The organism is Thiomonas bhubaneswarensis (assembly GCF_001418255.1).
Taxonomy (GTDB): domain Bacteria; phylum Pseudomonadota; class Gammaproteobacteria; order Burkholderiales; family Burkholderiaceae_C; genus Thiomonas; species Thiomonas bhubaneswarensis.
On the sequence record NZ_LIPV01000001.1, the window covers coordinates 103481 to 128873 of the forward strand.

Below are 25393 nucleotides of genomic sequence, written 5' to 3' on the forward strand. Positions count from 1 at the left end.
GATTCAGTCGAAAACCTCGGCATCCGCCAGACGCGGCGCTGCAGCATCCTTGGCCGCAAGCTGCGGCGCACTGCCTGCCAGCGGCCAGTCTATGGCCAGATCGGAGTCGTTCCACACCACGGCGCGCTCGTGCTCGGGGTACCAGTAGTCGGTGGTCTTGTAGAGAAAGTCGGCGGTGTCGCTCAGCACCACGAAGCCGTGGCCGAAGCCGGGCGGCACCCAGAGCTGGCGCTTGTTATCGGCGCTCAGCTCCACGCCCACCCATTGCCCGAAGCGCGGCGAGCTTTTGCGCAAGTCCACCGCCACGTCCCACACCGTGCCGGAGACGGCGCGCACCAGCTTGCCCTGCGGCTTGACCAGCTGGTAGTGCAGACCGCGCAGCACACCCTTGGCGGATTTGGAATGGTTGTCCTGCACGAACTCGACATCCAGCCCGGTATCTGCGGCGAAGGTCTTGCGGTTGTAGCTCTCGAAGAAGAAGCCGCGGTCGTCACCGAAGACCTTGGGCTCCAGGATGAGCACTTCGGGCAGGGCCGTGGGAATGACGTTCATACCTTCTCCTCCGCCAGCAGCCGCAGCAGGTACTGGCCGTAACCGTTCTTTTTCATCGGCGCGGCAAGCGCTTGGAGCTGGGCGGCGTCGATCCAGTGGTTGCGGAAGGCGATCTCCTCGGGGCAAGCCACTTTGAGACCCTGGCGTTTCTCGATGGTGGCGATGAAATGCCCGGCTTCGAGCAGGCTGTCGTGGGTGCCGGTATCGAGCCAGGCGTAGCCGCGACCCAGGGTCTGCACCTGCAGCGTGCCCTGCTGCAGATAGACGCGGTTGACGTCGGTGATCTCCAGCTCGCCGCGAGGAGAGGGCTTGAGGCTGGCGGCGATGTCGACCACCTGGCTGTCGTAGAAGTACAGGCCGGTGACGGCGTAGCTGCTCTTGGGATGGACGGGTTTTTCTTCGATGCTGATGGCGCGGCCCGTGGCGTCGAACTCGACCACACCGTAGCGTTCGGGGTCGTGCACGTGGTAGGCGTAGACGGTGGCGCCTTCGGTCTTGGCATGGGCCTGTTTGAGCGAGACCTGCAGGTCGTGGCCCCAGAACAGGTTGTCGCCCAGCACCAGGCTGCAGGCGGCGTTGCCGATGAAGTCGCGGCCGATGATGAAGGCCTGCGCCAGACCGTCGGGGCTGGGCTGCACCGCATACTGCAGGTTCAGGCCCCATTGGCTGCCGTCGCCAAGCAGTTGCGCAAAGCGCGGCGTGTCCTGCGGGGTGGAGATGATGAGCACGTCGCGGATACCGGCGAGCATGAGCGCCGACAGCGGGTAGTAGATCATCGGCTTGTCATACACCGGCAGCAGTTGCTTGCTCACGGCTTGGGTGACGGGGTACAGGCGCGTGCCGGAGCCACCGGCGAGGATGAGGCCTTTGCGGGTCTGAGTCACGGGAGGAGTCATGCGGGGAGTTCGTCGATGAGTCGTTGCACCTGGGTTTGCCAGGGCGGCAGGGTGAGGCCGAAGGTGGCTTGGAGTTTGTCGCATGCCAGGCGCGAGTTGGCCGGGCGCGGGGCGGGAAGCGGAAATTCGGCCGTGCTGATCGGCTGCACCGCGTCAGGCGTGCAGCGCAGCGCCATGCCGCGCGCTGCGGCCTGCGCCAGGACGAACTGCGCATAACCATGCCAGGAGGTGCTGCCCTGCGCGGTGAGGTGGTACAGGCCGCTTGCGCGTTGGGCCAGCGCGGCGTCGCTGCGCAGCAGGTGGAGCATCAGAGCAGTGGTGTCGGCGATGAGCTCGGCACTGGTGGGCGCGCCGATCTGGTCGGCCACCACGCGCAGGCTGTCGCGCTCGGCGGCCAGGCGCAGCATGGTCTTGGCGAAGTTGCTTCCGCGCGCGGCATACACCCAGGAGGTGCGCAGGATGAGGTGGCGGCAGCCGCTGGCGGCAATCGCCTCCTCTCCAGCGAGCTTGCTGCGGCCGTATGCGCTTTGCGGCTTGGGCGCATCGGTCTCGGCATAGGCGGCGGCGTTCGTGCCGTCGAAGACGTAGTCGGTGGAGTAATGCACCAGCCAGGCGCCGGTTTGTGCGGCATGGTCGGCGAGCACCTGCGGCGCGGCGGCGTTGATGCGCTGGGCCAGTTCGGCCTCGGTCTCGGCCTTGTCCACGGCGGTGTAGGCGGCGGCGTTGACGATGACATCGGGCTGCTGCCGCGCCAGCAGGGCGCGCAGGCCGTCGAGGTCGGCCAGATCGGCCTGGGCGCGGGTCATCGGCAGCACCTCGCCCAGCGGCAGCAGGGCGCGGCGCAGTTCCCAGCCGACCTGGCCGTCGGCGCCGAGCAGCAGCAGGCGCGGGGTGTTCATGCTTTCGCGCCGTACTGCTTGCCGATCCACTGGCGGTAGGCGCCGCTGGTGACATGCGCCACCCAGTCGGGATGGTCGAGGTACCACTGCACGGTCTTGCGCAGCCCGGTGGCGAAGGTCTCCTGCGGCGTCCAGCCGAGCTCGCGTTCGATCTTGCGCGCGTCGATGGCATAGCGGCGGTCATGGCCGGGGCGGTCAGTCACAAAGGTGATCTGGGCCTTGTAGCTGCCGCCGTCGGCCTTGGGGCGCAGCTCGTCGAGCAGGTCGCACAGGGTGTGCACCACGTCGAGGTTCTTCACCTCGTTGCAGCCGCCGACGTTGTAGGTCTCGCCGAGAACACCGGCTTCGAGCACACGGGCGATGGCGCGGCAGTGGTCTTCCACATACAGCCAGTCGCGCACGTTCTGGCCGTCGCCGTACACCGGCAAGGGTTTGCCGGCCAGGGCGTTGTGGATCATCAGCGGAATGAGTTTCTCGGGGAACTGATAGGGGCCGTAGTTGTTGGAGCAGTTGGTCGTGAGCACCGGCAGGCCGTAGGTGTGGTGCCAGGCGCGCACGAGGTGGTCGCTGGCGGCCTTGCTCGCGCTATAGGGGCTGTTGGGGGCGTAGGAGGTGGTCTCGGTGAAGGCGGGGTCGGTGGGGCCGAGGCTGCCGTAGACCTCGTCGGTGGAGACGTGCAGGAAGCGGAAGGTGGCTTGGTCGCCCGCGGGCAGCGTGGCCCAGTGGGCGCGGGTGGCTTCGAGCAGCTCGAAAGTGCCCTGCACATTGGTGCGGATGAAGTCGCCGGGGCCGTGAATGGAGCGATCGACATGGCTCTCGGCGGCGAAGTGCAGCACGGCGCGCGGGCGGTGCGCGGCCAGCAGCGCGGCCACCGCGGGGCGGTCGCAGATGTCGACGCGGGCGAAGTGATAGCGCGCATCGCCCTGCACGCTGGCCAGGCTCTCCAGGTTGCCGGCGTAGGTCAGCGCGTCGAGCACCAGCACGGGCTCGTCGCGCTCGGCAAGCCAGTGGTGCACAAAGTTGGCGCCGATGAATCCGGCGGCTCCGGTGAGGAAGATCATGATCTGAGTTGTCGTTGGAAGGTTGCGCCTCGATCATTTAGCACGCATCGACCCAGATTGTTCATTAGGGCATGGGATGATGGCGAGGTGGATTGGGGATGGATTTGGCCCCGGGCGACAAGCCCATAGCCCAAGCTATGGGCGCGAAGCGCGGGGGCAAAGACGCCCCAAGCCGACCGCCAGCGCCCATGCAGGCGCGAAGCGCCGCCTAATGGACAATCTGGGTTCAAGCCTGTACTTTATCGAAGTGCCAACGATGACCTTCGTTGTCAGCACTCGACGATGTTCACCGCCAAACCGCCGCGGGCGGTTTCCTTGTACTTGGTCTGCATGTCGGCGCCGGTGTCTCGCATGGTCTTGATGACCTGATCGAGCGAGACGATGTGCCGCCCGTCGCCGTTGAGCGCCATGCGTGCGGCGTTGAGCGCCTGCACCGAGGCGATGGCGTTGCGCTCGATGCAGGGCACTTGCACCAAGCCGCCGACGGGGTCGCAGGTCAGGCCGAGGTGGTGTTCCATGCCGATCTCGGCAGCGTTCTCGACCTGCTCGGGTGTGCCGCCGAGCACGGCGCACAGGCCCGCGGCCGCCATGGAGCAGGCCACGCCGACCTCGCCCTGACAGCCGACTTCGGCGCCGCTGATCGAGGCGTTTTCCTTGTAGAGCAGGCCGATGGCGCCTGCGGTGAGCAGAAAGTCGATCACCCCCGCGTCGCTCGCGCCGGGGACGAAGCGGGTGTAGTAATGCAGCGCGGCGGGGATGATGCCGGCGGCGCCGTTGGTCGGCGCGGTGACCACGCGGCCACCGGCGGCGTTTTCTTCATTGACCGCGAGAGCGAACAGATTGACCCAGTCGAGCAGTTGCAGGGGATCGGCCCGCGCGCCGGGCGGCAACTGCACGCCTGTGGCAGGGATGGGCAGCGTGCCGCCCAGGCGCTGGTACCAGTCGGCGGCACGGCGGCGCACCTTCAGCCAGCCGGGCAAGGCGCCCTCAGTCGCGCAGCCGCGCGCCACGCAGGCCTGCATCACCCGCCATATGGCGAGCAGGCCCGCATCGATGTCGGCATCGGTGCGCCAATGCCGTTCGTTGATGCGCATGACGGCGGCGATGCTGCCATGCTGCCGCGCCAAGACGAGCAGCTCGGCGCCGCTGTGGAAGGGCAGCGGCAGCACGGTGGTATCGGGGGCGATGGCCTGCTGTCGGCTGCCGTCGGTGGCGAGCTGCTCGCTCACGACAAAGCCGCCGCCGACCGAGTAATACACCCGCTGCACGAGTTCAGCGCCATGAGCATCGAAGGCGGTGAAGCGCATGCCGTTGGCATGCAGCGGCAGCGGCTGCAAGGCATAAAATTCGATGTCGCGTGCGGGGTCAAAGTCGACCACGGGTCCACCGGCAAGCGCCAGCCGGTGCTGCGCGCGCAGCTCGGCAATGCGCTGAGGCACGCTGTCGACATCGACGGTATCAGGCGCCTCGCCCATGAGGCCGAGCATCACCGCGGTGTCGCTGCCATGGCCCTTGCCCGTCGCCCCGAGTGAGCCGTGCAGGGCGCAGCTCAGACGCGCGGTGCGATCGAGCAGGCCCACCTGCCGCAGGTAGTCGACGAACAGCTTGGCCGCGCGCATCGGCCCGACGGTGTGTGAGCTGCTCGGCCCGATGCCCACCTTGAACAGATCGAACACCGAGACGGCCACGGAGCGTTCCTCAGATCAAACCTGCGCGGCACAGGCTGCGGCCAAATCCGCAGCGAAGGCATCGACCGATTCCGGCGTGGTATCCCAGGCGCACATCAGGCGGCAGCCGCCGTCGGCGATGAATTCGTAGAAGCGCCAGCCCTTGCCGTGCAGGGCGTCGATGACGGCACGCGGCAGATGGGCGAACACCGCATTGGCCTCGGGCGGGTGCATCACCCGCACACCGGGCACAGCATGGATGGCCGCGTACAGGCGCTGCGCCATGGCGTTGGCGTGGCGCGCATGACGCAGCCAGGTGTCGTTTTCCAGCATGCCCAGCCAGGGCGCGGAAATGAAGCGCATCTTCGAGGCGAGTTGTCCGGCCTGCTTCACCCGCCAGGCGAAATCGGCGGACATCTCGCGGTCGAAGAACACCACGGCCTCACCCACGGGCAGGCCGTTCTTGGTACCGCCGAAGCACAGCACGTCCACGCCGGCGCGCCAGGTGATGTCGCTCAGATGACAGCCCAGCGTGGCCACGGCGTTGGCGAATCGCGCCCCGTCCATGTGCAGCTTGAGATGGTGGCGCTTGGCCATGGCGGCAATCGCGCGCACCTCCTCGACGCTGTAGACGGTGCCCAGCTCGGTGGCCTGGGTGATGGACACGACCTTGGGCTTGGGGAAGTGGATGTCGCTGCGCTTGGTGACCAGGGCGTCGATCGCATCGGGCGTGAGCTTGCCGCGACGCGCCTGGGCACTGTCGTTTTCGGTGATCAGCAGCTTGGAGCCGCCGGAGAAAAACTCCGGGCAGCCGCACTCGTCGGTTTCGATATGCGCCACGGGCGTGCAGATCACCGAGTGATAGCTCTGACACATGGACGCCAGCGCCAGCGAATTGGCCGAGGTGCCGTTGAACACGAAATAAACGTCGCAGTCGGTCTGGAACAGCTCGCGCAGCCGGTCGGAGACGCGGTGCGTCCAGCCGTCGTCGCCATAGGCCGGCTGATGGCCCGAGGCATTGGCCTGCAGCAGCCAGTGCAGGGCTTCGGGGCAGATGCCGGCGTAGTTGTCGCTGGCGAAATGTTGTTGGATTTCAGGGGTTTGCATGAAGGGCTCAGGCGTAATCGCTGATGGGCAGGCAGGCGCATTGCAGGTTGCGGTCGCCCCAGGCGTTGTCCACCCGGCCCACCGGCGGCCAGTACTTGTTCGCCTTGAGCGCAGGCGTCGGGAACGCGGCCTGCTCGCGGCTGTGCGCATGCGGCCACTCCGCGCCGAGCACACTGGCGGCGGTGTGCGGCGCAGCCTTGAGCGGGTTGTCGTCCTGCGGCCATTCGCCGCGCTCGACCCGGGCGATCTCGGCGCGGATGGCGATCATGGCCTCGATGAAGCGATCGAGTTCGGCGAGCGATTCGCTCTCGGTCGGCTCGATCATCAGCGTGCCCGGCACCGGGAAGCTCATGGTCGGCGCGTGGAAGCCATAGTCCATCAAGCGCTTGGCCACGTCTTCGTTGCTGATGCCGGTGGCGTCTTTCAGCGGGCGCAGATCGAGAATGCACTCGTGCGCCACGCGGCCGTTCTCGCCGGTGTAGAGCACGGGATAGTGGGCTTTGAGCTTCTCGGCGATGTAGTTGGCCGACAGAATGGCCACGCGGCTGGCCTGGGTGAGGCCATCAGCTCCCATCATGCGCATATACATCCACGAAATGGGCAGCACGCTGGCATTGCCCAGAGGCGCGGCGCTGACCGCCCCAACGGCATCCTTGCGATCGATACCCGCCGAACGGTGCACCGGCAGGAAGGGCGCCAGATGCGCGCGCACGCCGATCGGCCCCACACCCGGGCCGCCGCCGCCGTGCGGTATGCAGAAGGTCTTGTGCAGATTCAGGTGCGACACGTCCGCGCCGAACTCGGGCGGGCTGGCCAGACCGACCAGCGCGTTCATATTGGCGCCGTCCACATACACCTGCCCGCCATGCTGATGGATGATGTCGCAGATGGCGCGCACCTCGGTCTCGAACACGCCGTGGGTGCTCGGGTAGGTGATCATGCAGGCGGCCAGGTTGGCGCTGTGCAGCTCGGCCTTGGCGCGCAGATCGGCCAGATCGACGTTGCCCTGAGCATCGCAGGCGGTGACGACCACCCGCATGCCGACCATCTGCGCCGAGGCCGGGTTGGTGCCGTGGGCGGAAGACGGAATGAGGCAGACATCGCGATGCCCTTCACCCCGGCTGGCGTGATAGGCGCGAATGACCAGCAGCCCGGCGTATTCGCCTTGCGATCCGGCGTTGGGCTGCAGGCACATGGCGTCGTAGCCGGTGGCCGCGCACAGCCATTGTTCGAGCTGCTGCGCGAGCTGGGCGTAGCCACGGGTCTGATCGGCCGGGGCGAAGGGGTGGATGGAAGCGAACTCGGGCCAGGTGATGGGCACCATCTCGCTGGTGGCGTTGAGCTTCATGGTGCAGGAGCCCAGCGGAATCATGGCGCGATCGAGCGCGATGTCCTTGTCGGCCAGGCGGCGCAAATACCGCAGCATCTCGGTTTCGCTGTGATAGCGATGGAACACCGGGTGGGACAGAAACGCGCTGCTTCGCGCGAGTTGCTGCGGCCAGCGTGGCGCCACGCCTTTTTCGGCTGCGGCAAGCAGCGGCGCCGCGTCCACGCCAAAACAGGCCAGGATGTCGGCCAGATCGTCGCGGGTCACGGTTTCGTCCAGCGACACCGCAACATGCTGCGCGCCGATGCGGCGGAAGTTGATGCCCCGCGCCAGCGCGGCGGCATGCACGGCCTCGGTGCGCGCGCCGGTGTGCACCGTCAGGGTGTCGAAAAACTCGCCATTGAGCACCGGCAACCCGGCCTGCTCCAGGCCCTGGGCCAGCAACACGGTGTAGGCATGCACCCGCTGAGCGATGCGTTTGAGCCCCTCGGGGCCGTGATAGACCGCATACATGCTCGCCAGCACGGCGGGCAGCACCTGTGCGGTGCAGATATTGCTGGTGGCCTTTTCGCGGCGGATGTGCTGCTCGCGGGTCTGCAGCGCCAGACGATAGGCAGGCTGGCCGTGCGCGTCCTGGCTGACCCCGACCAGACGACCGGGCAGCGAGCGCTTGAGCGCGTCGCGCACCGCCAGATAACCGGCATGCGGGCCGCCGAACCCCAGCGGCAGGCCGAAGCGCTGCGTGGTGCCGCAGGCGATGTCGGCGCCGAGTTCGCCGGGCGACATCAGCAGCGTAAGCGCCAGCAGATCGGCCGCGACGATGACGAGCATGCCCCGCGCCTTGAGCGCGGCGATGCGTTCGCGGTCATCGCGCACCGCGCCGTCGGCGCCGGGATATTGCAGCAGCACCCCGAAATAATCGCCTTCCAGCGCTTCATCGGCAGCGCCGCTGACCACCTCGATGCCAAGCGGCGCGGCGCGGGTATGCAGCACTTCGAGGGTTTGCGGCAGCACGTCGTCAGCGACGAAAAAGCGTTGCGACCTGCCCTTGGTCGACCGCAGCGCCAGGGTCATGGCCTCGGCGGCGGCGGTGGCCTCGTCGAGCATGGAGGCGTTGGACACGTCCATGCCGGTGAGATCGGCCACCATGGTCTGGAAATTGAGCAGCGCTTCCAGCCGCCCCTGGCTGATCTCGGGCTGATACGGGGTGTAGGCGGTGTACCAGGCCGGGTTTTCCAGCACGTTGCGCTGGATGACGCCGGGCATCAAGGCATTGAAATAGCCCTGGCCGATGTAGCTGCGCATCACCCGGTTGCCGCTGGCGACGCTGCGCAATGCCTTCAGCGCCTGGGCCTCGTCGATGGCCCCCGGCAGATCGAAGGCCTGCTGGCGGCGGATGGCCGCCGGAATCACCGCCTGCATCAGGCCGGACAGATCGCTCGCGCCCAGAGCCTGCAGCATGCGCTGCTGATCGGCAGCGTCGGGGCCGATGTGGCGGCGCTGGAAGGCCTGCGCGTCTTCGAGTTCGCGCAGCGCGGGTTGGGTGGACATCAACATGCGGTTCTCCGACAAGGCAGGTGTGTTCAGGCGTTCTTGAGCAGTTCGGCGTAGGCGGCTTCGTCCATCAGAGCGTCGAGCTGGCTGGGATCGGACAGCTTGATGCGGAAGAACCAGCCGCTGTTTTGCGGGTCGGTGTTGGCCAGCGAGGGATCGGCGCGTAGGGCTTCGTTGACCTCGGTGACCTCGCCCGACACCGGGCTGAACACATCGGCCGCAGCCTTCACCGACTCGACCACACCGACGGTGTCGTGAGCGGCGTAGGTCTTGCCCACCTCGGGCAGATCGACGAACACCACATCGCCCAGCGCGTCCTGCGCATGCGGGGTGATGCCTACGGTGGCGACGCCGTTGGCGTCGACGCGAATCCATTCATGGTCGGGGGTGAATTTCAGGGTCATGGAGAACTCCAGGTATCCAAAAAGAGGGGGGAAGGATGGGGCACTGAAAAAACAGGCTTAAGCAGCTTTCATCCACGCCAGTAGCGATGCGGGACGAAGGGCATGGGTTGCAACTGCATGGGCACGCCGCGCCCGCGCACCTGCGCGTGTAGCGTGCCGCCGGGCACGGCGAACTCGGCGGCCACATAGGCCATCGCCACCGGGCCACCGGCGCTCGGCGCAAAGCTGCCGCTGGTGACACGCCCGGCATGGCGGCCGTCGGCGGCCAGCAGGTCGGTGCCCTCGCGCACGGGCGTTCGATCCAGCCCGATCAGGCCGATGCGACGTCGGGGCGCCAGGGTCGGGTTGTCGATCTGCGCCAGAATGATGTCGGCACCGGGAAAGCCTCCGGCGCGGGCGCCGCTGGTACGCCGCACTTTCTGGATGGCCCAGGTCAGGCCCGCCTCGACCGGCGTGGTCGAGCCATCGATATCGTGGCCGTAGAGGCACAGACCAGCTTCGAGACGCAGGGTGTCGCGCGCGCCCAGGCCGATGGGTTTCACTTCGGGAAAGGCCAGAAGCAAACGCGCCAGCCGTTCGGCATCGGCCGCAGCGACAGAAATCTCCAGGCCATCCTCGCCGGTATATCCGCTGCGCGTGGCAAAAATCCGAATCGGCCCGCCCGCGGCGGGCACGTCCATCCAGGCGCCCGTCATGAAGACCAGATCGGAAGCCTGCGGCACCAGGCGCGCAAAGGTCTGCACGGCCTGCGGACCCTGCAGCGCCAGCAGGGCCTGCTCGGGCATGGGCGCCACCTCGCAGCGATCGGACAGGGTCTGCAGCAGGGCCATGTCTTGTGCCTTGCAGGCCGCGTTGACGATGAGGAACAACTCCTGCCCGCCCCCGTCCGCCCGCGCCCTGGGAATCACCATCAGGTCGTCGAGAATGCCGCCTTGGGCGTTGGTGAACAGCGCATAGCGTTGCTTGCCCTCGGGCAGACCTTGAATGTCCATGGGCACCAGGGTTTCCAGCGCCGCTGCCGCGCCATCGCCGCGCAACGCCACCTGGCCCATATGCGAAATGTCGAACAAGCCCGCGGCCTGCCTCGCATGAAGGTGCTCGGCCAAAATGCCAGCCGGATATTGCACCGGCATGGCGTAGCCGGCAAACGGCACCATGCGCGCGCCCAGCTCGAGGTGCAGCGCATGCAGAGGTGTGGAAATCAGGTCGGATGCGGTAGGGGACACGACAGTTCTCAAGGGGGATGAGGCGAAAGCGCCAATGCCACCATGTCCTTCGCTTCATCGGCGCAAGACACGGCACTCAACCCCTCGCTGTCCCGGGTACCTGAGAGATTGATCTGGTCAGCGACCAGACTTGCCCCTTCGGTGAGCGCTCGACGACAGCGCCACTCTCCAGTGAGGAACACCTTGCGGTGTGGTCAGTCCTTTTGCCTGAGCGGTACACCCCTGCGGGTTTACGCCTTCGGCGGCCCCACAAGCGTGCGGCGCTCTCCTGACGCGAAGCAGTGTATCGCAGCGCGCTTTCAGACTGGGCGCCCAGCCTATTTTTTTCGGCGCTCGCCACCCAGACCAAGACTCTCCCGGTACTTCTGGCGCCTGGCCTTCTGGCGATCGGCCATGTCGTTCATCGCACGTTTTTTCGAGATGCTGAACATTGGATCGATGATTTCCCACCACACGAACGCCAGCGCCAGAGGCAGAAGCACCCACCACCAGGACCATGCCGCGACCGGCGCCACGTCCAGAAGCTTGAGCGCGATGAAGATCAGACCGAGGATGACGAATGCCATGACGCCCTACCCGTGTGTGGAAATGCCGACAGAATACAAAAAGAAACACGCTTTCGGACGGCTCGTGTTGCTTGCGATCAATCTGAGCCAACGATGCAAAGATTCTCGCCGAGTTCTACCCCAGCACGTCAACCGAATTGATTAATATGCGTTACTTGGCTGTACCTGTTTTGTTTAACCCTCTGGAGGACTGGAATGAAAAAAGCTGTTTTCGCTGCTGCGCTGGCTGCTGCCGCCACCATGACCATGTCGTCGGCTTTCGCCGCTGAAGACATGCTGGCCCTGGCCAAATCGAAGAACTGCCTGGCTTGCCACGCAGTGGACAAGAAACTGGTCGGCCCGTCCTACCAGGAAGTGGCCGCCAAGTACGCCGGCAAGCCCGGTGCCGTCGACACCCTGAGCAACGCCATTCTGCACGGCGTGTCCGGCGTGTGGGGCCCTGTGCCAATGCCGGCCAACCCGCAAGTCACCCCCGCCCAGGCCAAGCAACTGGCCGAGTGGGTTCTATCGCTGAAGAAGTAATACATCGCAGCTCACGCTGCGCTGCAAAGCCGAGTCGCCGTCTGGTGACTCGGCTTTTTCTTTGTTCCTGCGGCGCGTTCGTGCTCGCCCACCAGTGCACACCACCCCCCAAAAAAAAAGCGCCCGGATGGGCGCTTTCGATGGCGTTGATGTCGGGCCTGCTGAGCAAACCCGACGCACCACCGTGCGGCTTACTGCACCGCAATCACGCTCTTCTTGCCGTCCTTGTCGAACGTCGAGATGGTGATGGTGGCGTCCACCAGTTCACCGGTCTTGGTGAAGTGGATGTCTTTCTTGGTCACGCCGTTGTAGTTGATGTTCTGGATGAACGGCAGATACTTCTTGGGATCGACCGACTTGGCCTTCATCATGGCGTGGGCCAGCACCATGGTGCCGTCGTACGAGTAGGGCGAGTAAAGCTGGAAGGCATTGGCGCCGAACTCGGCGTCATAGCGTTTCTTCCAGGCTTCGCCGCCAGGCATCTGGCTCAGCGGCGAGCCGCCTTCGGCGCAGATCGTGCCCGCAACAGCCTCACCGGCCAGCTTGCCCAGCTCGGGTGCGCAGATACCGTCGCCGCCCATTAGCGTGGCCTTGATGCCCAGTTGGCGCATCTGGCGAACCAGCGGACCGGCTTGGGGATACATGCCGCCGTAGAAAATCACGTCGGGGTTGGACGCCTTGATCTTGGTCAGAATGGCGGAAAAGTCGGTGGCCTTGTCGTTGGTGTATTCGCGATCGACAACCTTCATGCCGTCTTTTTGCGCGGTCTTGGCGAACACGTCGGCCACGCCTTGGCCGTAGGCGGTGCGGTCATCGATGACGGCGACCTTTGTGGCCTTCAGCTTGGTCTTGGCGTAATTGGCCAGACCCGAGCCCAGCGCATTGTCATTGGCGATGATGCGGAAGAAGGTCTTGAAGCCTTGTTGCGAAATCTTCGGATCGGTGGACGAAGGGGTGATGTCGGGAATGCCGGCGTTGTTGTAGATGCGCGACGCGGGGAAGGTGCAGCCGGAGTTCAGGTGACCGACGACGCCGTTGACCTTTTCATCGACGAACTTCTGCGCCACGGTGGTGGCTTGTTTCGGGTCGGCTTGGTCGTCCTGGGCGTCGACCTTCCAGATGACCTTCTTGCCACCGATGACGATGTTCTGGGCGTTCAGGTCTTTGATGGCCATCTTCACGCCATTAGCGTTGTCCTGGCCGAAACTGGCCTGCGGGCCGGACAGGGGCGATGCGCTGCCGATGGTGACGGTGACGGTGTCTTCGGCATAGGCGGTGCCGATGGCCATGGACAGCGCCAGCAGCGGAGCAACATATTTAAGCTTCATGAATGAGCCTCCAAAAGGAAAGTCGTGTGTCGTGTTGTGAAGTCAGGATCAAGCTGACAGGGCGATACATTAGCTGAGTTACAGATTTTTGAACAGATCGCCTTTCCCAACACTAGCAAGCAATGTGCCGGGGTGGGATCGGGTTGACAGATCGAAAGGCTTATTTCGCCTCGAAGAGGGGCAACGGCGGCCTCGTCGGCCTATCACGTCGGCTCGTCGTCTCTTGCGGCCATCGATGCCCGCAGAGTGGGCTCGAGCGCGTCGAGCAGGCGGTCGGTCAACTGAGGCGCCAGGGCATCGAGCTCGGCTTTCACCAGCGCCAGCACGTCCTGACGCAAGGCGGGTCTGAGATGCTGCCATCGTTCGTCCAGGGTCATGGTCGGCTGCAGCGCTGCGGCCTGAACGTCCTCGGTCTGCTCATATTCCGCCCCTCGGTAGACGGCCTGGGCATAAGCCGAGGGTTGCGCCTCGAACACGGCCTCCTCCCTTTCTTCGATGAGGTCATCGGTAGAGGGCAGGCGCTCGGTGAGCACCGGAAGAACGACGTGATGGGGCGGTGAGGGCTTCATGGGCGTGCCTGGATGATGGTCGGATCCAAGCCTGCTGCACGATAGGCGCGCAAGCGTTCGCGGGCAGCGGGCTTGTCAGGACCATTTTCGCTGACGAGCTCGATCACCCGATCCAGCGTCTCCCAGCCGTCCACCATGTCCGGCCCGAGATTCACCAAAGCCTGCAAACGCCCGACGCGACGCAGATCGGGTTGGGGGGCCAGGATCACCGGAGTCTTGTCGACCAGAGGGTCGTCCTGCCAGACATGCGGCACGAAGCTGCCGGGCTGAAAAGTCCACAGCAGCGGATCGAGTTCTTCGAGAACCGGCTGCGGCCCCACGACCAGCAAGCGCGCGCCGCGCTGCGTTGCGGTGCGCAACAGGCCGCAGAGGTACCGCAACGGGTCTGGCAGACCCACCCGAAATTCGACGGCGCAGGTCATGTTGGGTCAGTGCGGCAAAGAACGAGGCTCACTGCGCCTGCGACAACAGGTAGCGCACCAGAAGCGGCACCGGGCGCCCGGTCGCGCCCTTGTTGGCTCCACTGTTCCAAGCTGTACCAGCAATGTCGAGGTGCGCCCAGCGGTAGTCCTTGGCAAAACGCCAGAGGAAACACGCCGCGGTGATCGCGCCAGCCGGTCGGCCGCCGATATTGGCGACATCGGCGAAATTGCTCTTGAGCGCTTCGGCGTAGTCGGCTTCCAGCGGCATGCGCCAGCAGGGATCGAGCGAAGCGCGACCGGCATCGAGCAGGGCCTGAGCGAGCGCGTCGTCGTCGGTGAACAGACCGCTGTTGACCTTGCCCAGCGCAATGACGCAGGCCCCCGTCAGGGTGGCGATGTCGACGACCGATTTCGGCTTGTAGCGCGCCGCATAGGTCAGTGCATCGCACAGAATCAGGCGCCCCTCGGCGTCGGTGTTGAGAATCTCGATGGTCTGGCCGGACATGCTGGTGACCACATCTCCAGGCTTGACGGCGCCGCCATCAGGCATGTTTTCGGTCGCGGCGATCAGGCCAATGACATTGAGCCTGGGCTTGATCCGGGCGATGGCCTCGAAGGCACCGAGCACGGACGCCGCCCCGGACATGTCGAACTTCATTTCGTCCATCTCGGCGCCGGGCTTGAGCGAAATGCCCCCGGTGTCGAAGGTCACGCCCTTGCCGACGAGCACATGCGGCGCGTCCTTCTTGCCCGCACCACGATACTCGAGCACGATGAAACGCGGCGGCTGCGTCGAGCCCTGCGCCACGGCAAGAAACGATCCCATGCCGAGCTTTTCCATCTCGGGCCGGCCCAGCACCTTGCAGTCCAGGCCGTGCGCCTTGGCCAGCTTCTTCGCCGTCTCGCCCAGATAGGCCGGTGTGCAGTAGTTGGCCGGCAGGTTGGCGAGCTCGCGGGTGAGCCGCACGCCGATGGCGACCGCCTCGGCCTGTTGCAGCATGGCCTTGGCCCGGGCCGGCACCGCATCGCCGCCCACGGCGCAAAGGTGAAGGGACTCGAGCTGAGGCTGATCGGTCTCTTCCACCGTTCGCGTGGTGTCGTAGCGGTAGAACACCTCGGAGAACACGGTGGGCGTGAGTTCGGCCAGGGTGTCCAGCCCGTTGACCGAAAGCAGATGCGCCTGCTTCACCGGCAGGGTCTTGAGCATATTGGCTGCGGCCTGCAGCGACTTTTTCCAGTCGCGCAGCTCGGGCTTGGCGGCCAGGCCCACCAACAACAGACGACGCGCAGCGACGACGGCCGGGCGGTGCAGCAGCAGAACGCTGCCGGGCTTGGCCTTGAAATCGCCATCGACGGCGAGCTGGGCGATCAGGTCGTCGAGCGCCTCGGCATCGGCCAGCCCGCTGGCGCCACGGCCTTCGGGAATGAAGACGACCAAGGCGTCGGTTTTGGTCTGCAGCGGCTTTTTGACGGCGGATATACTGAATTTCATGTGCAGGGTTCCTCAGGGACTTGTGCAACACATTATTCCATCGCGCTGCGTCTCGCGCCGAGCGCCAGGAGCCTGTCGGGCTTGGGGCGCGGAGGGCGAAAAAGGGGCATGCGGATGCCATGTGGCGGCGGATTTGCAGCCCCATAGCCGTTGCTTTGGGGCAAAAAGCCGCTGCCGCCGGGCGCCGCAGGCTCATTTTGCAGCCCGCGATCCTAAAGTCCGACAAGCTCCTAGAGCACGTTACCGGCAGCCGTCTTCCTCATGCTTCTCGACCTCACCCTGCGACGTGAAATGAGCCGCAATTTCGGCGGCGCATTCACCGTGCTGTTCACCGTGGTCATCACCCTGATGCTGATCCGCATTCTGGGGCAGGCCTCCGATGGGCAGGCCAGCCCGCAGGATGTGTTCCTGCTGATCGGCCTGACCGCGCTGAGCTATCTGCAGATCGTCATCACCCTGTCGCTTTTCCTCGCGGTGCTGCTCACCTTCACCCGCATGTGGCTGGATTCGGAGATGACCATCTGGCGCACCACCGGCGTGGGACAACTGCGGCTGATGGGCAGCGTGCTGCGCTTTTCCTGGCCCATCCTGCTGCTCATCGCGGCGCTCACGCTGTTCGCCTGGCCCTGGGCCAATCAGCAATCAACCGCGCTGCGCACGCGCTTCGAGCAGCGCTCGGACATTTCGCGGGTGGCACCGGGTCAGTTCCGCGAGTCGGCTTCGGGCAAGCGGGTGTTCTTCATCGACAAGGGCGCGCAGGCTGGCGGCGTGGCGCACGATATTTTCATCCGCGACGAAACCTCGGGGCAGACGGTGCTGATCACGGCGCGCTCGGCGCAGGTGCAGCGCATCGAAGGCCAGCCTTTCCTGGTGCTGCGCAACGGCAACCGCTACGCCCATACACCTGGTCAGGTCAACTACACCATCACTTCGTTCGATTCGCTCGACATGCGTCTGGACGTCACCTCGGGCCTGAGCAATATGGCGGACCACAAGGCAGGCCCGGTCAACTGGCTGACGCAGCCCAACCGCAATGTGCCGACGGCCTATCTGTTCAACCCCGCGATTCCCAACTGGCTGGGCGAGCTGTCCTGGCGGCTGGGTGTACCGCTGTCCGCCGCACTGCTGGCGCTGCTGGCGCTGCCCCTGTCTTCGGGTTCGGTGCGCACCGGGCGGGCGGGCAGTCTGATCGGCGCCATCCTGGTCTATCTCATCTATTTCAACCTGCTCAACGTGCTGCAGGGCTGGATCAGCGAGGGTCGGGTGGGTTTTTCCGCCGGATTCCTGCTCGTGCATGGGGGCGCAGCCTTGTTCCTCGCCTTGCTGATGCTCAAGGGATCGGGCTGGCTGCGGCGTCTGTGGCCAGGCCGCACGCGCGCGGGGGCGCCAGCCTGATGCGTACCGTACGTCGCTTTCTGCTTTTGCATGTGCTCAGCGCCATCGGCCTAGTGACCTTTGCCTTTCTGGCGCTGCTGTTTTTTATCGACATGCTCAACGACCTGAGCAACCTGGGCAAACCCGATTTCAGCCTCAGCGGCACGCTGCTGCATGTGGCGCTGAGCATGCCGAGCCGCGCCTATGAGGTCTTGCCCATCGCCACCCTGGTCGGTGGCGTGTTCGCGCTGGCTTCTCTCGCCGCCAGCAGTGAGTTCGTCATTCTGCGGATCTCCGGCCTGAGCCCGCGCGCCGCGCTGGGGCTGTTGCTGCAGTTGGCCGCGGCCCTGGTCATCACCCTGTTCTTCCTCGGCGAATGGCTGGCGCCCGCTGCGGGGCAACTCTCGGTGCGCCTGCAGGCTGGACAGGGTTCGGGCATCGGCACGCAGCTCGCGTCGGGTATCTGGCTGCGCAACGACTCGGACCGGAGCGGCAATCAGACCGTCAACATCAAGGCCATCAATGCTCGCGGCGACCTGACCGATGTTCATATCTATGTGCTCAACGCCCAGGCGCAGATCTCCGCCGAGCTGCACGCGGCCAGCGGTCGTTACGAGGGCAACGGCACCTGGACGCTGCACGACGTCACCCGCACCGACCTTCCCCAGCAAACGGGAGCTGCGCTGAAGGTGAGTCATTTGCCCAGCTACCGCTGGCAGACCTCGCTCTCGCCTAGCGTGCTCGGCGTGTTGCTGCTCGCGCCCGACAAGATGTCGGCCATCGATCTGTGGCGCTACATCCAGCATCTTCACGCCAACCGCCAGGCCGCAGAGCGCTATGAAATTCAGCTCTGGAAGAAGCTGCTCTACCCTTTCAGCGCCGTGGTCATGCTGCTGCTCGCCCTGCCCTTCGCCTATCTGCACACGCGCTCCAAGGGCGTCAGTGGCAAGGTGCTCGTGGGCATCGTTCTGGGCATTGCGTTCATCCTGCTCAACACCTTGTTTTCGAGTCTGGGACTGCTGGGCACATGGCCGCCGGCCATCACCGCGGCCTTGCCCATGCTGTTGTTCGGCGGGCTGGGACTGATCGTGTTCGCCTGGCAGGTGCGGTTTCGCTGAACGCAAACCGGGCGAGGACTGCGATGAACTTGCACCAGTTCCGTTTTCTGCAGGAGGCGGTGCGCCGCAAGCTCAACCTCACCGAGGCGGCGCGGGCGCTGCATACCTCGCAGCCCGGGGTCTCCAAGGCCATCATCGAGCTGGAAAGCGAGCTGGGTGTGGAGATTTTCAGCCGTCACGGCAAGCGCATCCGCAGGCTCACCGAGCCCGGCGTGGAGGTGCTGCGCAGCGTGGACATCATCCTGCGCGAAGTCGCCAACCTCAAGCGCATCGGCCAAGACTATGCGGCCCGCGACGCCGGCCAGCTCACGGTGGCGGCCACGCACACGCAGGCGCGTTACAAGCTGCCCTGGGTGATCGCCGAGTTCCGCCGTCGCATGCCCGCGGTGCAGGTGCAACTGCTGCAGGGCACGCCCGATCAGGTGGCGCAGGCCGTGCGCGAAGAGCGTGCCGATCTCGGTCTGGCCAGTGAGTCGCTGCTGGATTCGCCCGATCTGCTCACCCTGCCCTGCTACGGCTGGCAGCACCTGGCCGTGGTGCCGCACAGCCACCCCCTGTGCGATCGCACCGAGCTGACCTTGGCCGAGTTGGCCACTTTCCCGCTGGTCACTTATGAGCCGGCGTTTGCCGGCAGACGCCAGATCGATGCAGCCTTCGCCCATGCGAATCTGCAGCCACAGATCGTCCTCGAAGCCCTCGACTCCGACGTGCTCAAGACCTATGTCGAGCTGGGGCTGGGGGTAGGCCTGATCGCGGAAATGGCCATTTCGCCCGAGCGCGACACTGCGCTGCGCGCCCTGCCCGCCGGTCATCTGTTCGGCCAGCAGCTCACGCGCGTGGCGTTCAAGCGGGGCGTTTTGCAGCGCAGCTTCGTGCCGCTGTTCACTGAGCTGATTTCTCCGCGCCTGCCGCGCAAACTCGTGGAACAGACCCTGCGGGGCGAGCTCGACGGGCAGGACGTGTTTTCCATCTGACCTCAACGCATGACAGCCCACACCCCACACCTCGCATCCCGCCTGCCGCAGGTCGGCACCACGATTTTCACCGTCATGTCGGCGCTGGCGCAGCAGCATGGCGCGATCAATCTCGGCCAGGGCTTTCCCGACTTTTCCTGCGACCCGCGGCTCATCGACGCGGTGGATCAGGCGATGCGCCAGGGTGCCAATCAATATCCGCCCATGGCCGGGGTGCCCGCGTTGCGCCGGGCGGTGGCCGACAAGATCGCTTTGCTCTATGGCCATCGCTACGACGCCGATACGGAAATCACCATCACGGCGGGCGCCACCCAGGCCATCTTCACCGCCCTGCTCGCCGTGGTGCATCCGGGCGATGAGGTCATCGTGCTCACGCCGTGTTACGACAGCTACCTGCCCAATATCGCGCTGTGCGGCGGCGTGGCCCGCACGGTTGCTTTGACAGCGGATTTCCGGCCCGATTTCGACGCCATCGCCGCGGCCATCACGCCGCGCACACGGGCGCTGTTGATCAACAGTCCGCACAACCCCAGCGGCACGGTCTGGAGCGAGGACGACATGCGCCAGCTCGACGCGCTGCTCGCGCCCACCGACATCGTGCTCATCTCCGACGAGGTGTACGAGCACATGGTGTTCGACGGCGCGCAGCATCAGAGCGCCTCGCGCTTTCCAGGACTGGCCGCGCGCGCCTTGGTCGTATCGAGTTTCGGCAAGACCTTTCATGTCACCGGGTGGAAAGTCGGCAGCGTCGCGGCCCCGGCACCACTCACTGCCGAGTTCCGCAAAGTTCATCAGTTCAATGTCTTCACCGTCAACACGCCCATGCAGCACGGCCTGGCCGCCTATCTGGCCGACCCTCAGCCCTACCTGCAACTGCCCGCCTTCTACCAGGCCAAGCGCGATCGTTTCCGCACCGGACTGGCCAACAGCCGCTTCGAGCTGCTGCCCTGCAGTGGCAGCTACTTCCAGTGCGTGCGCTACAACGCCATCAGTGATTTGCCGGACGAGGCGTTCTGCCGCTGGCTGACCGAGTCGGTCGGGGTTGCGGCCATTCCACTTTCGGCCTTTGAGCCCGACGCGCGGCAACGCGGCGTGGCACGCTTTTGCTTTGCCAAGCAGGACGCCACGCTCGACGAGGCGATCACCCGCCTGCGTTCGCTGTAGGGACTGCCTCGCCGCCCCAGCGCAGACGCCAGGCTGAAACCGCCTGGGCCAGCAGTTCGGGCAAGGTGTGGGCATGGAGTTCGAAGCCGAGCACGGCAAGCGCAGCCTTCACGCTGTCCAAGCCCGGTTCGAAGGCTTCGGCGCCCTGATGCTTGGAGAGTTTCTCGCCATCTTCGCCGCGCACCAGCGGAGTGTGCAGATAGCGCGGAGTGGGCAGGCCCAGCAGGCGTTGCAGGGCGATCTGCCTGGCGGTCGAGGTCGCCAGATCCTCGCCGCGCACCACATCGATCACGCCCTGCTCGGCATCGTCCACGACCACGGCCAGTTGATACGCCCAGGCACCATCGGCACGCTTGAGCACGAAGTCGCCACACTCCAGACTGAGGATTTGCGATTGCTCGCCCAGGCGTCGGTCGAACCAGATCAGCGGCTGCCCGTCATCGTCGGGCAGGCGAAGCCGCCAGGAACGTGGACTGCGCCCGTGCAATCCGCTGCGGCAGGTGCCTGGGTAGATCGCTTCCTGGCCGCGCGCCGGTAGGCGGTTCTCCGAGGCGAGCACGGCAAGAATGTCCGAGCGCGAACAGCCGCAGGGGTAAGCGCGATCGGCGCCGATCAAGGCATCGAGCGCCTGCTGATACAGCGCGCCGCGCTGTGATTGCCACACCGGCGGCTGATCGGGATGCAGGCCACAGGCGGCAAGCTGCTGCAGAATGATTTGCGCCGCGCCTTCGACGTTGCGGGTGAAGTCCACATCTTCCACCCGTACCAGCCAGACGCCGTCATGCGCGCGCGCATCCAGCCATGAGGCGAGCGCCGCGACCAGCGAACCCGCGTGCAGCGGGCCTGTGGGCGATGGCGCGAATCTGCCGACGTAGCGTGGTGGCGATGTCGTCATGCCAGCCTGCACCAGGAGCCAGTCAGACTTGAGGATCGCGGCTGCAAAATGGCCTTGCCGCGCCCTGCGGCAGCTCAATGCCCTTCGAGCAAGGCGTTGATGTCCAGCGCCAGGTCTTTGGCACTCACGCCTTCACGCTCGAACAGGCGGATCTTGCCTTTGGGATCGAAGACATAAAAACCGGCCGTATGGTCCATGGTGTAGCTTCCGGGCGTCTTGCCAGGCACTTTTTTGTAATACACCTTGAAGTTCTTGGCCGTCAGGGCGATCTGTTCGGGCGTGCCGGTCAGCGCCAGGAAGGTCGGGTTGAAGTGCGTGACGTAGGCCTTGAGGATCTCCGGCGTGTCGCGCGTGGGATCGACCGTGACGAAGAGAAACTGCACATCCTTGGCTTTGGTGCCCAGATCGTCCATGGCCTGTGCCACGACCTGCATCGACGCCGGGCAGATGTCGGGGCACTGGGTGTAGCCGAAGTACATCACCACGACCTTGCCGGCAAAGTCGGCCAGGGTGCGTTGCTTGCCGTTGAAATCGGTCAGCGAAAAGCCATCGGCATACGGCACCCCGGTGATGTCCACGCCGTGAAACGCATAAGGCTTGCTGCAGGCCGCCAGCACGACGGGTGCCAGGGCAGTGGCGACGAGAAGAGAACGGCGGGCGGCAGAGAAACGCTCGGACATCAGACGAAATGAATGCGCAGGTAGTGATCCACCAGCAAGGCGGCGAAGAGCAGCGAAAGATAAAGGATCGAATACCGGAAAGTCTTGCGCGAAAGCAAGTCGCTGTAGTTGCGCTTGAGCGCCCAGGCGTAGGCGATGAAGATGCCGTCGAGCACGACCGCACTGAGCAGATAGATCAGCCCGCTCATGCCCAGCACATAGGGCAGGAGGGTGACGGCCGTCAGCAGCAGGGTGTAGAGCAGAATCTGCGTGCGGGTGAACTCTGAGCCGTGGGTGACGGGCAACATGGGCAGCCCCGACTTTTTGTAGTCGTCCACCCGATACAGCGCAAGCGCCCAGAAGTGAGGCGGCGTCCAGAGGAAGATGATGAGAAACAGCAGCATCGCTTCCACCGAGACATGGCCGCTGACGGCCGCCCATCCGAGCACCGGCGGCATGGCCCCGGACGCCCCGCCGATGACGATGTTCTGCGGCGTGGCTGGCTTGAGGAAGATGGTGTAGATGACGGCATAGCCCACGAAGGTGCCGAAGGTCAGCCACATGGTCAACGGGTTGACCTGGGTGTAAAGCAGCCACATGCCGACGGCGCAGAGCACGCCGGAGAAGGTGATGATGGCCGGGGCTCCCAACTCACCGTTGGCCGAGGGCCGCCAGGCGGTGCGACGCATCACGGCGTCGATCTTCTGCTCGACCAGGCAATTGAACGCCGCAGCCGCACTCGCCACCAGCCAGATGCCCAGGGTGCCGAACAGGACCGGCTCCCAGGACGGCAACCCCGGCTCGGCGAGAAACATGCCGATGACGGCGCAGAAGACGATGAGCTGCACCACCCGGGGCTTGGTCAGCGCGTAGAGCTGAGCGGCCACACGGGCTGGGCTGGGCGAATGCTTGAGAGCTTGTTGATCCATGAAAATCTCCGCGCCGAGGCTCAATGTTTCGGCAAGGGTTGCGCCGGTGTGACTTTGACGAAAGCCGAACCGAGCGACTCCGAGGGCGCCGTGCTGCGCACCGTGGCACTGACCCGATATATGCCCGTGGCGAGCAGCAACATCAGAATGGCCGAACCGCCGTTATGCGCCACCGCGACCACGAGGGGATGCCCCTCCGTGACCAGGGTGATGCCAAAAATCACCTGCAGCACCACGGCCAGGGCGATCCAGCCCGCCAGCCGCCGCAGCGCGGGGTGGCGCCACAGCGCCGCCACGGCGGCGAACACCGCCAGCGTCGTGACGATGGCAAACAGGCGATGGCCCCACTGAATCGCCACCAGCGCCGCCTCGGTGATGGGCTGGCCATCACCGGTTTCGCCAAGGTGACGCCAGAAGGTGAAACCCTGTGCCCAGTTGGCCGTGGGATCGAAACTGCCATTGCAGGTCGGAAAGCCGCTGCAGGCCAGCGCGGCGTAGTTGGTACTGGTCCACCCACCGAGGAAGATCTGTAGGCCCGTGGTGATCAGCGCGGTCCAGAGGAGGACGCGCGTGAGCGTCCCCGCGTTCACGCTCACCAGATCGGCCCTGTTGCGCATCCAGAACCAGGCCAGCAGAACGAGCAGAATGATGCCCCCCATGAGGTGCAAGGTCACGATGAGCGGAAACAGCCGCATGGTGACCGTCCACTTGCCAAACAGGCCCTGCAGCACCACCCAGAAGAACAGCACAATGGGCAGGCCGAGCTTGATGTCCTCGCCGTGACGGCGGGCCCAGATGGCGCGCGCCAGCAGCACCATGATCAAGGTGCCGATGATGCTGCCCGCGTAGCGATGGATCATCTCGATCCAGGCTTTGAACGGGCTGACATAGCCCTGCGTGCCGCCCTGCTCCTGCACCGCCTGCGCAATCTGCTCGTGCGCCTGCAGCGGCGTGAACTTGGCGTAGCAACCGGGCCAGTCGGGGCAGCCCAGGCCCGAATCACTCAGACGCACGTAAGAGCCGAACATCACCAGATCGAGGGTGAGAAACACCAGCACGGCGGTGAGCTTGGACCAGCGCATTTTCAGCCCCATCCAGAACACCACGGCGAGCACGGCCACCCACACCAGCGCCTGCACCCAGTGCAAGGAAAACTGCCAGATCGCATTGCTGGTGATCGTCATTGCACAGGCTCCACATGCTTGAATTTGATGCCCGCATTGTTGTAGAGCAACTTGGCGAGCACGCGCCTCATCTTCGTCGGGTCGGGGTTGGGCGGAAACTGCATCATCAGATGGCCGAAGGGATCGACCAGCCAGGTCGGCCCCTGTAGCTGCCCGCCCTCATGCGGCAGCCAGGCCGCAAGCTGACCGGGCTGGCCGCGCAGAATGAGTGTGCCCTCGGCCGGTTCCAGCACGCCGGGATTGATGGGTGCGTCGTCCGTTACCAGCCAGACGCGAACGATCTGGTCGCGATTGTCGCCCTGGGCGATGCGGATTTGTCGCATGTAGAACAGCGATTGCTGGCACTGCTTGTCGCATGCCGCAGGAGCGGCCATCACCATCAGCCAATAGCCCTCCAGACGCCTGAGGTCGTAGGACTTGCCGTCGAGAGTCTTCAGGCTGAGGTCGAGCGGGATGGGGCGCTGAGGTTCGACCAGCGAACCGTATGGCGGCTTGCCCGAGGGATGCACGACGTAGAACAGCACAAACGCCGCCACGATGGGCGCGGCCGACATGCCAAGCAGCAGCCACAACGTCCACATCGACCGGGGCTTGCGCACAGGGGGCTGAGCGGGAGGGGTAAGGCCTGAAGTCAAGGGGGAACTCACGATCGGTGCGTCAGAAGACATTCCACAAAGAGATTCGACAACGTCGGCTCAAGAGGCGCGGGGCATGGCCTGATCCGGGGCCTCGCCCAAGGTCCGTGCCTTGCGCAGACGTCGGTATAAGAAGTACAGCAGCAGCACCACGCCCGTGGCGCTCATGCCGAACCACTGCGCGGCGTAGCCGTAGTTCGTGCCGATACCCGTATTCGCCGCCGGCCATTGCCTGCCGAGCCCGTCTTTCAGATCACCCGACTGGCGCAGCACATAAGGCAGCAGCTCGATGTGATGGAAAGCCGCATATTTGCTGAGGTTCACATTCTGCCGGATCACCTGACCCGGCGGCTCCGGGAAAAACGAGAACCATTCTGAGGGCGGTGGGGCGATAAGTCCATCGATGGTCGTCAATCCTTGCGGCGTTTGGTAGGGCGCCAGCAGGTTCATCGCCTGAAAGTTACGCGGAATCCAGCCCCGCAGCACCATGACATATCGATCGCTGCCCGCCAGCTTGAGCGGTGTCAGCACCCAGAAACCCGTCTGCTCGTCCTGCTGTCGATTCTGCAGGTAGATCGTCCACTGGCTGGCGAACTCGCCGGTGGCCCTTGCCCGGCGCCACACATCACTGCCGAGATCGATGCCCGCCTGCCCGACCTGCAGCGGATGCGCCTTCTCGCGCTGATCCATCTGCTGATTCAGGGCTTCTTTCTGGTGCGCTCGGCCAAGCTGCCAGAACCCCAGCGACATCGTCACCCCGATCACCACCAGGCCCAGAATGATGATCAGCAACTCCTTGGGGCCAAATGCCTTCTCCGCCTTCGCCGCACTGAATTCTGAGGTAATCTGCTTGTCCATCTGCACGGGCT

The 25393-nt window shown here is 65.1% G+C and carries 25 protein-coding genes and 2 riboswitches; of the genes, 5 read left to right on the plus strand and 20 right to left on the minus strand.

All coding sequences use genetic code 11. The annotated features are described in order from the left end of the window. Positions 1-3: 3 nt before the first annotated feature. From rfbC to ASC45_RS00530, 10 genes are all read right to left on the minus strand, one after another. Positions 4-552 carry a dTDP-4-dehydrorhamnose 3,5-epimerase gene (gene rfbC / locus ASC45_RS00485; protein ID WP_055449076.1) on the minus strand — a complete coding sequence of 183 codons (549 nt, stop codon included), beginning with the start codon at positions 550-552 and terminating at the stop codon, positions 4-6. Beyond that, positions 549-1448, minus strand: coding sequence for a glucose-1-phosphate thymidylyltransferase RfbA (gene rfbA, locus ASC45_RS00490; protein WP_055449077.1), 900 nt, complete (start codon positions 1446-1448; stop codon positions 549-551). Before rfbA ends, rfbC begins: the two co-directional genes overlap by 4 nt. Then, positions 1445-2347: a dTDP-4-dehydrorhamnose reductase gene (gene rfbD / locus ASC45_RS00495; protein ID WP_055449078.1), complete on the minus strand. Its 903-nt coding sequence runs from the start codon at positions 2345-2347 to the stop codon at positions 1445-1447. Before rfbD ends, rfbA begins: the two co-directional genes overlap by 4 nt. Further along, positions 2344-3408, minus strand: a complete 1065-nt coding sequence (rfbB, locus tag ASC45_RS00500; RefSeq protein WP_055449079.1) for a dTDP-glucose 4,6-dehydratase — start codon at positions 3406-3408, stop codon at positions 2344-2346. Before rfbB ends, rfbD begins: the two co-directional genes overlap by 4 nt. A gap of 269 nt (positions 3409-3677) precedes the next feature. Continuing rightward, a complete protein-coding gene (locus ASC45_RS00505; protein ID WP_055449080.1) occupies positions 3678-5096 on the minus strand; it encodes an L-serine ammonia-lyase in 1419 nt (472 codons plus the stop codon). A 15-nt stretch (positions 5097-5111) separates the two neighbouring features. After that, positions 5112-6182 (minus strand): threonine aldolase family protein, encoded by a 1071-nt coding sequence (locus tag ASC45_RS00510; protein ID WP_055449081.1) that lies wholly within the window; start codon positions 6180-6182, stop codon positions 5112-5114. A 7-nt stretch (positions 6183-6189) separates the two neighbouring features. Beyond that, positions 6190-9066 carry an aminomethyl-transferring glycine dehydrogenase gene (gene gcvP, locus ASC45_RS00515; protein WP_055449082.1) on the minus strand — a complete coding sequence of 959 codons (2877 nt, stop codon included), beginning with the start codon at positions 9064-9066 and terminating at the stop codon, positions 6190-6192. Between the two features lie 26 nt (positions 9067-9092). Beyond that, complete coding sequence (gcvH, locus tag ASC45_RS00520; protein ID WP_055449083.1) at positions 9093-9467, minus strand: glycine cleavage system protein GcvH; 375 nt, start codon at positions 9465-9467, stop codon at positions 9093-9095. A 68-nt stretch (positions 9468-9535) separates the two neighbouring features. Then, positions 9536-10693 carry a glycine cleavage system aminomethyltransferase GcvT gene (gene gcvT / locus ASC45_RS00525; protein ID WP_055449084.1) on the minus strand — a complete coding sequence of 386 codons (1158 nt, stop codon included), beginning with the start codon at positions 10691-10693 and terminating at the stop codon, positions 9536-9538. Positions 10694-10770: 77 nt separating this feature from the next. Next, a riboswitch (glycine riboswitch) is annotated at positions 10771-10875 on the minus strand. A gap of 3 nt (positions 10876-10878) precedes the next feature. Further along, positions 10879-10974, minus strand: a riboswitch (glycine riboswitch). A gap of 36 nt (positions 10975-11010) precedes the next feature. Next, positions 11011-11259, minus strand: coding sequence for a TIGR04438 family Trp-rich protein (locus ASC45_RS00530; RefSeq protein WP_055449085.1), 249 nt, complete (start codon positions 11257-11259; stop codon positions 11011-11013). Between the two features lie 195 nt (positions 11260-11454). On the opposite strand from ASC45_RS00530, the gene ASC45_RS00535 reads away from it, so the two are divergent. Further along, positions 11455-11781, plus strand: coding sequence for a c-type cytochrome (locus ASC45_RS00535; RefSeq protein WP_055449086.1), 327 nt, complete (start codon positions 11455-11457; stop codon positions 11779-11781). A gap of 191 nt (positions 11782-11972) precedes the next feature. Here ASC45_RS00535 and ASC45_RS00540 read toward each other — a convergent pair whose 3' ends face one another. From ASC45_RS00540 to ASC45_RS00555, 4 genes are all read right to left on the minus strand, one after another. Next, entirely contained in the window at positions 11973-13109 is a 1137-nt protein-coding gene (locus tag ASC45_RS00540; RefSeq protein WP_055449087.1) for a branched-chain amino acid ABC transporter substrate-binding protein, read from the minus strand. Positions 13110-13312: 203 nt separating this feature from the next. Beyond that, positions 13313-13678 (minus strand): hypothetical protein, encoded by a 366-nt coding sequence (locus ASC45_RS00545; protein WP_055449088.1) that lies wholly within the window; start codon positions 13676-13678, stop codon positions 13313-13315. Then, positions 13675-14100, minus strand: coding sequence for a DNA polymerase III subunit chi (locus ASC45_RS00550; protein ID WP_055449089.1), 426 nt, complete (start codon positions 14098-14100; stop codon positions 13675-13677). Before ASC45_RS00550 ends, ASC45_RS00545 begins: the two co-directional genes overlap by 4 nt. 28 nt (positions 14101-14128) lie before the next feature. Continuing rightward, positions 14129-15592, minus strand: a complete 1464-nt coding sequence (locus ASC45_RS00555) for a leucyl aminopeptidase (protein WP_055449090.1) — start codon at positions 15590-15592, stop codon at positions 14129-14131. Positions 15593-15853: 261 nt separating this feature from the next. Here ASC45_RS00555 and lptF point away from each other — a divergent pair, with 261 nt between their 5' ends. From lptF to ASC45_RS00575, 4 genes are read left to right on the plus strand one after another with little or no spacing between them, the layout of a single operon-like run. Beyond that, positions 15854-16987, plus strand: coding sequence for an LPS export ABC transporter permease LptF (gene lptF, locus ASC45_RS00560; protein WP_055449091.1), 1134 nt, complete (start codon positions 15854-15856; stop codon positions 16985-16987). Then, complete coding sequence (gene lptG, locus ASC45_RS00565) at positions 16987-18084, plus strand: LPS export ABC transporter permease LptG (RefSeq protein ID WP_055449454.1); 1098 nt, start codon at positions 16987-16989, stop codon at positions 18082-18084. The genes lptF and lptG overlap by 1 nt, the downstream gene beginning before the upstream one ends. A gap of 23 nt (positions 18085-18107) precedes the next feature. After that, on the plus strand, positions 18108-19058 hold the full coding sequence (locus ASC45_RS00570) for a CysB family HTH-type transcriptional regulator (RefSeq protein ID WP_055449092.1): 951 nt from the start codon (positions 18108-18110) through the stop codon (positions 19056-19058). A 9-nt stretch (positions 19059-19067) separates the two neighbouring features. Then, positions 19068-20222 carry a pyridoxal phosphate-dependent aminotransferase gene (locus tag ASC45_RS00575; protein ID WP_055449093.1) on the plus strand — a complete coding sequence of 385 codons (1155 nt, stop codon included), beginning with the start codon at positions 19068-19070 and terminating at the stop codon, positions 20220-20222. On the opposite strand, the gene gluQRS is transcribed toward ASC45_RS00575, so the two are convergent. From gluQRS to ASC45_RS00605, 6 genes are all read right to left on the minus strand, one after another. After that, positions 20200-21117: a tRNA glutamyl-Q(34) synthetase GluQRS gene (gene gluQRS / locus ASC45_RS00580; RefSeq protein ID WP_055449455.1), complete on the minus strand. Its 918-nt coding sequence runs from the start codon at positions 21115-21117 to the stop codon at positions 20200-20202. The genes ASC45_RS00575 and gluQRS overlap by 23 nt on opposite strands. A 74-nt stretch (positions 21118-21191) precedes the next feature. Beyond that, the gene (locus ASC45_RS00585; protein WP_055449094.1) at positions 21192-21797 is read right to left on the minus strand and encodes an SCO family protein; all 606 of its coding nucleotides are present in this window, start codon (positions 21795-21797) and stop codon (positions 21192-21194) included. Next, positions 21797-22705 carry a heme o synthase gene (gene cyoE, locus ASC45_RS00590; protein WP_055449095.1) on the minus strand — a complete coding sequence of 303 codons (909 nt, stop codon included), beginning with the start codon at positions 22703-22705 and terminating at the stop codon, positions 21797-21799. Before cyoE ends, ASC45_RS00585 begins: the two co-directional genes overlap by 1 nt. 20 nt (positions 22706-22725) lie before the next feature. Beyond that, positions 22726-23889, minus strand: a complete 1164-nt coding sequence (locus ASC45_RS00595) for a COX15/CtaA family protein (RefSeq protein ID WP_055449096.1) — start codon at positions 23887-23889, stop codon at positions 22726-22728. Next, complete coding sequence (locus ASC45_RS00600; RefSeq protein WP_055449097.1) at positions 23886-24524, minus strand: SCO family protein; 639 nt, start codon at positions 24522-24524, stop codon at positions 23886-23888. Before ASC45_RS00600 ends, ASC45_RS00595 begins: the two co-directional genes overlap by 4 nt. 60 nt (positions 24525-24584) lie before the next feature. Beyond that, positions 24585-25382, minus strand: coding sequence for an SURF1 family protein (locus ASC45_RS00605; RefSeq protein WP_055449098.1), 798 nt, complete (start codon positions 25380-25382; stop codon positions 24585-24587). Between the last annotated feature and the right edge of the window lie 11 nt (positions 25383-25393).

Bases quoted from the DNA above. Each gene is read 5' to 3' on its own strand.
- cyoE (WP_055449095.1), bottom strand. From the start codon at position 22,705: ATGGATCAACAAGCTCTCAAGCATTCGCCCAGCCCAGCCCGTGTGGCC.
- ASC45_RS00545 (WP_055449088.1), bottom strand. From the start codon at position 13,678: ATGAAGCCCTCACCGCCCCATCACGTCGTTCTTCCGGTGCTCACCGAG.
- ASC45_RS00510 (WP_055449081.1), bottom strand. From the start codon at position 6,182: ATGCAAACCCCTGAAATCCAACAACATTTCGCCAGCGACAACTACGCC.
- rfbB (WP_055449079.1), bottom strand. From the start codon at position 3,408: ATGATCTTCCTCACCGGAGCCGCCGGATTCATCGGCGCCAACTTTGTG.
- ASC45_RS00535 (WP_055449086.1), top strand. From the start codon at position 11,455: ATGAAAAAAGCTGTTTTCGCTGCTGCGCTGGCTGCTGCCGCCACCATG.
- ASC45_RS00530 (WP_055449085.1), bottom strand. From the start codon at position 11,259: ATGGCATTCGTCATCCTCGGTCTGATCTTCATCGCGCTCAAGCTTCTG.
- ASC45_RS00550 (WP_055449089.1), bottom strand. From the start codon at position 14,100: ATGACCTGCGCCGTCGAATTTCGGGTGGGTCTGCCAGACCCGTTGCGG.
- ASC45_RS00595 (WP_055449096.1), bottom strand. From the start codon at position 23,889: ATGACGATCACCAGCAATGCGATCTGGCAGTTTTCCTTGCACTGGGTG.
- ASC45_RS00570 (WP_055449092.1), top strand. From the start codon at position 18,108: ATGAACTTGCACCAGTTCCGTTTTCTGCAGGAGGCGGTGCGCCGCAAG.
- lptG (WP_055449454.1), top strand. From the start codon at position 16,987: ATGCGTACCGTACGTCGCTTTCTGCTTTTGCATGTGCTCAGCGCCATC.
- ASC45_RS00555 (WP_055449090.1), bottom strand. From the start codon at position 15,592: ATGAAATTCAGTATATCCGCCGTCAAAAAGCCGCTGCAGACCAAAACC.
- ASC45_RS00605 (WP_055449098.1), bottom strand. From the start codon at position 25,382: ATGGACAAGCAGATTACCTCAGAATTCAGTGCGGCGAAGGCGGAGAAG.
- gcvH (WP_055449083.1), bottom strand. From the start codon at position 9,467: ATGACCCTGAAATTCACCCCCGACCATGAATGGATTCGCGTCGACGCC.
- ASC45_RS00575 (WP_055449093.1), top strand. From the start codon at position 19,068: ATGACAGCCCACACCCCACACCTCGCATCCCGCCTGCCGCAGGTCGGC.
- lptF (WP_055449091.1), top strand. From the start codon at position 15,854: ATGCTTCTCGACCTCACCCTGCGACGTGAAATGAGCCGCAATTTCGGC.
- rfbA (WP_055449077.1), bottom strand. From the start codon at position 1,448: ATGACTCCTCCCGTGACTCAGACCCGCAAAGGCCTCATCCTCGCCGGT.
- gcvP (WP_055449082.1), bottom strand. From the start codon at position 9,066: ATGTTGATGTCCACCCAACCCGCGCTGCGCGAACTCGAAGACGCGCAG.
- ASC45_RS00585 (WP_055449094.1), bottom strand. From the start codon at position 21,797: ATGTCCGAGCGTTTCTCTGCCGCCCGCCGTTCTCTTCTCGTCGCCACT.
- gluQRS (WP_055449455.1), bottom strand. From the start codon at position 21,117: ATGACGACATCGCCACCACGCTACGTCGGCAGATTCGCGCCATCGCCC.
- rfbD (WP_055449078.1), bottom strand. From the start codon at position 2,347: ATGAACACCCCGCGCCTGCTGCTGCTCGGCGCCGACGGCCAGGTCGGC.
- rfbC (WP_055449076.1), bottom strand. From the start codon at position 552: ATGAACGTCATTCCCACGGCCCTGCCCGAAGTGCTCATCCTGGAGCCC.
- ASC45_RS00540 (WP_055449087.1), bottom strand. From the start codon at position 13,109: ATGAAGCTTAAATATGTTGCTCCGCTGCTGGCGCTGTCCATGGCCATC.